Origin of the sequence: Stenotrophomonas sp. 2YAF22, assembly GCF_052114665.1 — a bacterium.
Lineage (GTDB): Bacteria > Pseudomonadota > Gammaproteobacteria > Xanthomonadales > Xanthomonadaceae > Stenotrophomonas > Stenotrophomonas indicatrix.
In genome coordinates this window covers 1-7,595 of record NZ_JBFRFE010000156.1, presented here as the reverse complement: position 1 = coordinate 7,595, position 7,595 = coordinate 1, and the positions used below count along the sequence as shown (strand labels likewise).

The window sequence follows — 7,595 nt, the reverse complement described above, 5'->3', positions numbered from 1 at the left end:
GCGCACGGCGGCCGAGATTCTCGGCAATGCGGCGCGCACGCGGGGTATGGGTGTGACTGACCAGGGTCGGCGGAACCACCGGGCCAACCTGGGCCTGTTCCAGCAGTTCGCTGACGTCGACACCGAGCAGGCGGGCATAGCTGCGCAGCTGGCCGCGCACGAACACCGGCGCGCCGAGCTTCTGCCACTGCTCCTGCTCGAGCGACTTCACCACTTGAACCGGCATGCGCAGGCGCTGGCCGACGTCTTCGAGGGTCAGTCCGGCGGCCTCGCGGGCCTGGCGCAGGCGGGTGCCGCAGCCGGCCACAGTCTCGAGATCGCTCACAGTCTGGTCATCAATCACAATGCATCAACCCTGGAGTTAGGAGCCCGCGTCCTGCGGAAATTCCTGTCGAATCCGCTGAAGATAGCGATCAGATGCCGCCTGATCACCCAGCCGCGCCTCGATTTGAGACGCAAGTTGTAACACGGAACGCGTGGCCGGTGCAGCCGCAATCCTACGTTCGGCGAAGGCGCGGGCTTCCATGAACTGACCGCGGCGGAAGCTCAACTGGGCCATTGCCTCCAGCGCGACCGGGTTGCCAGGCACCTGAGACAGGGCGGCACGCAGGTTGCGTTCGGCACGTTCAAGCTGGCCAGCGTCCAACGCACAGCTGCCGCCGTTGGCCTGCGCCTCGGCCGGCGTGGTGTAGTTGGGCGCCTGCAGCGCACGGTCGAACCAGGCCAACGACTCGGCGGCCTGCCCGTTCTGGCACAGCCAAGCACCATAATTATTGAGTACGTCACCCCGCTGCGGCGCCAGCTCGGCGGCCATGCGGAAGCCTTCCCCGGCCTGCCGGGTGCGGCCACGCTGATCATCGATGCCGGCCAGCAGCACCAGTGCATCGGGGTCGGCAGGGGTCAGCTTGATCGCGTCGCGCGTCTTGCGCTCGGCGGCATCCAGGTTGCCGCTCTGCATGTCGCGGACAGCCAGGGCAAGCAGATCCGCAGCGCGGACCTGCCGGCGAACACCTTCGGGGTCGCGGACCGAATAGACCGTCGCCTGGCTGGGGCCCAGCTTGGCTTTGGGTTGCGACTTGCAAGCGGTGACCGAGAGGGCCAGCACGCCTGCAAGCAGTGCCAGCCAGAAGCGATCAGGCCGCGGCATCGCTCCCCTTCCCTGCCTGCAGTGTCTTGTTGAACTCAGCCTGGCGGCGGGTGCGATCCATCACCTGGCCCTTGAGCTGGCCGCAGGCGGCGTCGATATCGTCGCCACGGGTACGGCGCACCATCGTCAGCACGTTGCTGTCGAGCAGGATCTTCTGGAAGGCGCGGATATGCGCCTCTTCGGACCGCTCGTAGCGGGTGCCCGGGAACGGGTTGAACGGGATCAGGTTGACCTTGCCCGAATCCTTGGCCTGCACCGCGTTGTCGAACTGGCGCATCAGGCGGGCCAGCTCGCGGGCATGCTCGGGCTTGTCGTTGATGCCCTTCATCAGGGTGTATTCGAAGGTGACCGATTCGCGGCGCTTGTTGGCGCGCAGGTAACGTGCACACGAAGCCATCAGCTCGGCGATCGGATACTTCTTGTTGAGCGGCACGAGGGTCTCGCGCAGCTCGTCGTTCGGCGCATGCAGCGACACCGCCAGCGACACGTCGCTTTCGGTGGACAGGCGGTCGATCTGCGGCACCAGGCCGGAGGTCGACAGGGTCACGCGCTTGTTGGCCAGGCCGTAGCCCAGGTCGTCGCGCATCACGCTCATGGCGCGCACGACGTTGTCGAAATTCATCAGCGGCTCGCCCATGCCCATCATCACCACGTTGGTGAGGCGGCGCATCTGGTGCGGCACGTTGCCCAGGTGGCGCGCCGCGATCCACACCTGGCCGATGATCTCGGCGGTGGTCAGGTTGCGGTTGAAGCCCTGGGTGGCGGTGGAGCAGAACGTGCAGTTCAGGCCACAACCGACCTGCGAGGACACGCACAGCGTGCCACGGGTCTTGTCGGGGATGTACACGGTCTCGATGGCGTTCTTGCCATCCACGCCCATCGCCAGCAGCCACTTGTGGGTGCCGTCGGCGGAGGGCTTGTCGAAGATGATGTTCGGGACGAGGACCTCGGCATGCTCCTGCAGCTTGGCGCGCAGGACCTTGCCGAGGTCGGTCATCTCATCGAACTCGGTGACGTAGCGATGGTGGATCCACTTCATCACCTGATGGGCGCGGAACTTCTTCTCGCCGAGAACCTCGACGAAAAACTTCTCCAGGCCCGCGCGATCGAGGTCGAGCAGGTTCTGCTTGCCAGCCGTGGGTGCCGACTTCGGCAGCGGCTGGATGGCGATTTTCTGTACGACCTCGTTCACGGCATTACTCTCAGCGCGAGACGACTTCGGTGGCGGCGAAGAAGTACGCGATTTCAATCGCGGCATTCTCGACCGAGTCCGAGCCGTGGGCGGCATTGGCATCGATGGATTCGGCGAAGTCGGCGCGGATGGTGCCCGCAGCGGCTTCCTTCGGGTTGGTGGCGCCCAGCAGGTCGCGGTGGGCCAGGACGGCGTTCTCGCCTTCCAGGGCCTGGATCATCACCGGGCCGGAGATCATGAACTCGACCAGTGCGTTGAAGAACGGACGCTCGCGGTGCACGGCGTAGAAGCCTTCGGCTTCACGACGCGACAGCTGCTTGTACTTGGCGGCCACGACCTTCAGGCCGGCCTTTTCGAAGCGGGCGTAGATTTCGCCGATGACGTTCTTGGCAACGGCGTCCGGCTTGATGATCGAAAGGGTGCGCTCCAGCGCCATGGGATGTCTCCAATGGAATCGGGCCGCTGATGGCCCGAAGGGTAACAAAAAAAAAGCCGCGTCGAAACGCGGGCTTAGCCTGATAAACGTGCGCGGATTGTAAAAGATAAAGCGGCAGGGTGGTAGTGCCGGCCRCTGGCCGGCATTGGCCGCCATTCAACCTCGGGGCTGCCGGCCAGCGGCCGGCACTACCCCCATTCACCCACCTGAGCAGATTCTGACCAATCGGGGTATTTTTGCTGCACTGCAAAATGCCATACGGTACCGTCTGGTTCTAGTATCAAACAATCGTTTGATTAAGGTCCGCCCGCCCGATGGCCAAGCCCGCCCACTTCTCGACCAAGGACCGGATCCTCGGCGCCGCCGAGGAGCTGTTCGCCCAGCACGGTTTTGCCGGCACCTCGCTGCGCCAGGTCACCAGCCAGGCCGACGTCAACATCGCTGCGGTCAACTACCACTTCGGCTCCAAGGAAAACCTGGTCAACGAGGTGTTCCGCCGCCGCATGGACGAGATGACCGGCGCCCGCCTGGCCCAGCTCGAGCGTGCCCGCAACGAACACCCCGGCCAACTGCGGCCGGTGCTCGCCGCCTTCGTCGAGCCGGCCCTGGCGCTGGCCCAGGACCGCCAGAACGGCGGTGCCTTCGTCCGCGTGATCGCCCGTGCCTACGCTGAAAAGAACGACAACCTGCGCAAGTTCCTGTCCGACCACTACGGCCACGTGCTGCGTGAGTTCGGCAAGGCGATCGCCACCTGCGTGCCCGGCCTGAGCAAGGAAGAGCTCTATTGGCGCCTGGATTTCCTCGCTGGCTCGCTGACCTATGCCATGGCCGATTTCGGACTGATCAAGCGACCTGCCGGTGTCACCGAAACGGCGCATCGTGCCCATGCCGCCCATGAACTGATCCATTTCGCCGAGGCCGGATTCCGCGCCRCCGCCCGMAGTGGCAGCGCCCTGCCCGCCTCCATTGATTCCACCCAGTAACTGCTGACCAACAAAGGCCCTACACCATGTCCAATTCCCTGCTAGTCCGCCGCGCCGCCGTGCTGGGTGCCGGCGTCATGGGTGCCCAGATCGCCGCCCACCTCACCAATGCCGGCGTCGACACCGTGCTGTTCGACCTGCCTGCCAAGGAAGGTCCGGCCGATGGCATCGTGCTGAAGTCGATCGCCAACCTCGGCAAGCTGAGCCCGGCGCCGCTGGCCAGCAAGTCGCTGGCCGAAGCCATCACCCCGGCCAACTACGAGACCGGCCTGGAACAGCTGAAGGACTGCGACCTGATCATCGAGGCCATCGCCGAGCGCATGGACTGGAAGCAGGACCTGTACAAGAAGATCGCCCCGTTCGTGGCCGACCACGCCGTGCTGGCCTCCAACACCTCGGGCCTGGGCATCAACAAGCTGGCCGACGTGCTGCCCGAACAGCTTCGCCACCGCTTCTGCGGCGTGCACTTCTTCAACCCGCCGCGCTACATGCACCTGGCCGAGCTGATCCCGGCCACCACCACCGACGCCAGCGTGCTGGAAGGCCTGGAAGCGTTCCTGGTCACCACCCTGGGCAAGGGCGTGGTGTACGCCAAGGACACCCCGAACTTCATCGGCAACCGCATCGGTGTGTTCTCGATCCTGTCCACCATCCACCACACCCAGGAATTCGGCCTGGGCTTCGACGAAGTGGACGGCCTGACCGGCCCGCTGGTCGGCCGCCCGAAGTCGGCGACCTACCGCACCTCCGACGTGGTCGGCCTGGACACCATGGCGCACGTGATCAAGACCATGGGCGATACCTTGCCCAATGATCCGTGGCATGAATTCTTCAAGTCGCCGAAGTGGCTGGACGCGCTGATTGCCAAGGGCGCACTGGGCCAGAAAACCGGCGCCGGCATCTTCCGCAAGGTCGGCAAGGACATCGTGGTGCTGGACCTGGAAAAGCAGGACTACCGTCCGGCTGACCGCGCCGCYGCRCCGGAAGTGGTCGAGATCCTGAAGATCAAGAACCCGGCCGAGAAGTTCGCCAAGCTGCGCGAGAGCCAGCACCCGCAGGCGCAGTTCCTGTGGGCGACCTTCCGCGACCTGTTCCACTACAGCGCCTACCACCTCGCCGACATCGCCGAGACCGCGCGCGACGTCGATCTGGCCATCCGCTGGGGCTACGGCTGGTCGCTGGGCCCGTTCGAAACCTGGCAGGCTGCCGGCTGGAAGCAGGTCGCGCAGTGGATTGCCGATGACATCGTCGCCGGCAAGAGCATGAGCAACGCCCCGCTGCCGGACTGGGTGTTCGATKGCCGCGATGGCGTGCACGCCGCCGAGGGCAGCTACAGCCCGTCGCGCAACGCCAAGCTGCCGCGTTCGTCGCTGCCGGTGTACCAGCGCCAGCGCTTCCCCGATCCGCTGCTGGGTGAGAAGTTCGCGCCGGGCGAGACCGTGTTCGAGAACGACGGCCTGCGCATGTGGCACGACGGCGACGGCATCGCCGTGGTCAGCTTCAAGACCAAGATGAACACCGTGTCCGACCACGTGCTGGATGGCCTGCAGGAATGCGTCACCCGCGCCGAGAAGGACTTCCAGGGCCTGGTGATCTGGCAGCAGAAGGAGCCCTTCTCCGCCGGTGCCGACCTGGCTGGCGCCCTCGGCCTGCTGCAGGCCGGCAAGGTCGACCAGTTCGAAGAAATGGTGCACAACTTCCAGCGCACCAGCCAGCGCATCAAGTACTCGCTGGTGCCGGTGGTGGCTGCGGTGCGTGGCCTGGCCCTGGGTGGCGGCTGCGAGTTCCAGATGCACAGCGCCAAGACCGTGGCCTTCCTGGAAAGCTACATCGGTCTGGTCGAGGCCGGCGTCGGCCTGCTGCCGGCAGGCGGCGGCCTGAAGGAACTGGCCGTGCGTGCCTCGCAGGCCGCTGGCCCGGGCGGTGACGTGTTCGCCGAACTGAAGAAGACCTTCGAGACCGTGGCGATGGCCAAGGTGTCCAACTCGGCGGTCAACGCCCAGGAACTGGGCCTGCTGCGCAGCACCGACAAGGTGGTGTTCAACAGCTATGAGGCGCTGTACATCGCCAAGGCCGAAGCACGCGCCCTGGCCGAAGCGGGCTACCGTCCGCCGCTGCCGGCACGCCGCATCCAGGTGGCCGGTGACGTCGGCATCGCCACCTTCAAGATGATGCTGGTCAACATGCTGGAAGGCCGCTTCATCAGCCCGTACGACTACGAGATCGCCGAGCGCATCGCCACCGTGCTGTGCGGCGGCAAGGTCGACCGCGGCACCCTGGTCGACGAAGAGTGGCTGCTGACCCTGGAGCGCAAGCACTTCGTCGAACTGGCCCAGCAGGAAAAGACCCAGGCCCGCATCGCGCACATGCTCAAGACCGGCAAGCCGCTGCGGAACTGACGGAAGACATCGGTAGTGCCGGCCGCTGGCCGGCAACCTCTTCCAACCCCTATTCAAGAGATCACTGCAATGACCAAGCAAATCCAGGACGCCTACATCGTCGCCGCCACCCGTACCCCGGTTGGCAAGGCGCCCAAGGGCATGTTCCGCAACACCCGCCCCGACGACATGCTCGCCCACGTGCTGCGCAGCGTCGTGGCGCAGGCGCCGGGCGTGGACGTCAACCGCATCGATGACGCGATCATCGGCTGCGCGATGCCCGAAGCCGAGCAGGGCATGAACGTGGCCCGCATCGGCGTGCTGCTGGCCGGCCTGCCGAACACCATCGCCGCGCAGACCGTGAACCGCTTCTGCTCCTCCGGCCTGCAGGCCGTGGCGCAGGCGGCCGACGCGATCCGCCTTGGCAACGCCGACCTGATGCTGGCCGGCGGCACCGAATCGATGTCGATGGTGCCGATGATGGGCAACAAGATTGCGATGGCCCCGAGCGTGTTCGACAACGACCACGTCGCCATCGCCTACGGCATGGGCATCACCGCCGAGAAGGTCGCTGAAGAGTGGAAGGTCTCGCGCGAAGAACAGGACGCGTTCGCCCTGGCCTCGCACCAGAAGGCCATGGCCGCCATCCAGAACGGCGACTTCAAGGACGAGATCAGCCCGTACGAGATCGTCTCGCACCAGCCTGACCTGGCCGACGGCAAGCGCATCATCACCCGCAACAAGGTGGCCGACACCGACGAAGGCCCGCGCCCGGATTCCTCCGCTGAAGGCCTGGCCAAGCTGCGCCCGGTGTTCCGCAACGGCCAGTTCGGCGGCACCGTCACTGCCGGCAACTCCTCGCAGATGAGCGATGGCGCCGGCGCGGTACTGCTGGCGTCGGAACAGGCAATCAAGGATTACGGCCTGACCCCGCTGGCCCGTTTCGTCAGCTTCTCGGTGGCCGGCGTGCGCCCGGAAGTGATGGGCATCGGCCCGATCGCCGCGATTCCGAAGGCACTGAAGCAGGCCGGCCTGACCCAGGACCAGCTGGACTGGATCGAGCTCAACGAAGCCTTCGCCGCGCAGTCGCTGGCCGTCATCCGTGACTGCGGCCTGGACCCGAGCAAGGTCAACCCGCTGGGCGGCGCGATTGCCCTGGGCCACCCGCTGGGTGCGACCGGCGCGATCCGTACCGCGACCCTGCTGCACGGCMTGCGCCGTCGCCAGCAGAAGTACGGCATGGTGACGATGTGCATCGGCACCGGCATGGGTGCGGCCGGCATTTTCGAGGCGCTGTAAGGTTCAAGGCGTTGCCGGCGGACCTGTCGGTTTGCGGAAGGGCCCGGGCGGGTGAGGCTGCCCGGGACACGCCGTAAACCCGTCCCTGGGGGCTTGGCAGCGGCTTGCTCGTGTGCGCTGTCCTGCGCACACGGCAAGACCGGGGTTGGGCGTCCTGCCC

The 7,595-nt window shown here is 65.9% G+C and carries 7 protein-coding genes; 3 read left to right on the top strand and 4 right to left on the bottom strand.

The genetic code is table 11. The annotated features are described in order from the left end of the window. The 4 genes from AB4Y84_RS08425 to ndk form a co-directional block, all read right to left on the bottom strand. On the bottom strand, positions 1 to 343 hold a 343-nt coding region (locus AB4Y84_RS08425), incomplete at its 3' end, for a helix-turn-helix domain-containing protein (protein WP_442249988.1). An 18-nt stretch (positions 344 to 361) separates the two neighbouring features. Further along, positions 362 to 1,147 carry a type IV pilus biogenesis/stability protein PilW gene (gene pilW, locus AB4Y84_RS08420; RefSeq protein WP_428704208.1) on the bottom strand — a complete coding sequence of 262 codons (786 nt, stop codon included), beginning with the start codon at positions 1,145 to 1,147 and terminating at the stop codon, positions 362 to 364. Next, complete coding sequence (gene rlmN / locus AB4Y84_RS08415; RefSeq protein WP_025875003.1) at positions 1,134 to 2,339, bottom strand: 23S rRNA (adenine(2503)-C(2))-methyltransferase RlmN; 1,206 nt, start codon at positions 2,337 to 2,339, stop codon at positions 1,134 to 1,136. The genes pilW and rlmN overlap by 14 nt, the downstream gene beginning before the upstream one ends. Positions 2,340 to 2,349: 10 nt before the next feature. Then, a complete protein-coding gene (gene ndk / locus AB4Y84_RS08410) occupies positions 2,350 to 2,775 on the bottom strand; it encodes a nucleoside-diphosphate kinase (protein WP_008265389.1) in 426 nt (141 codons plus the stop codon). A gap of 314 nt (positions 2,776 to 3,089) precedes the next feature. On the opposite strand from ndk, the gene AB4Y84_RS08405 reads away from it, so the two are divergent. The 3 genes from AB4Y84_RS08405 (at position 3,090) to AB4Y84_RS08395 (ending at position 7,435) form a co-directional block, all read left to right on the top strand. Next, a complete protein-coding gene (locus AB4Y84_RS08405; RefSeq protein ID WP_442249987.1) occupies positions 3,090 to 3,758 on the top strand; it encodes a TetR/AcrR family transcriptional regulator in 669 nt (222 codons plus the stop codon). Positions 3,759 to 3,784: 26 nt separating this feature from the next. Then, positions 3,785 to 6,157 (top strand): 3-hydroxyacyl-CoA dehydrogenase/enoyl-CoA hydratase family protein, encoded by a 2,373-nt coding sequence (locus AB4Y84_RS08400; RefSeq protein WP_442249986.1) that lies wholly within the window; start codon positions 3,785 to 3,787, stop codon positions 6,155 to 6,157. Positions 6,158 to 6,226: 69 nt separating this feature from the next. Further along, positions 6,227 to 7,435 carry an acetyl-CoA C-acyltransferase gene (locus tag AB4Y84_RS08395; RefSeq protein ID WP_442249985.1) on the top strand — a complete coding sequence of 403 codons (1,209 nt, stop codon included), beginning with the start codon at positions 6,227 to 6,229 and terminating at the stop codon, positions 7,433 to 7,435. The last annotated feature ends 160 nt before the right edge of the window (positions 7,436 to 7,595 follow it).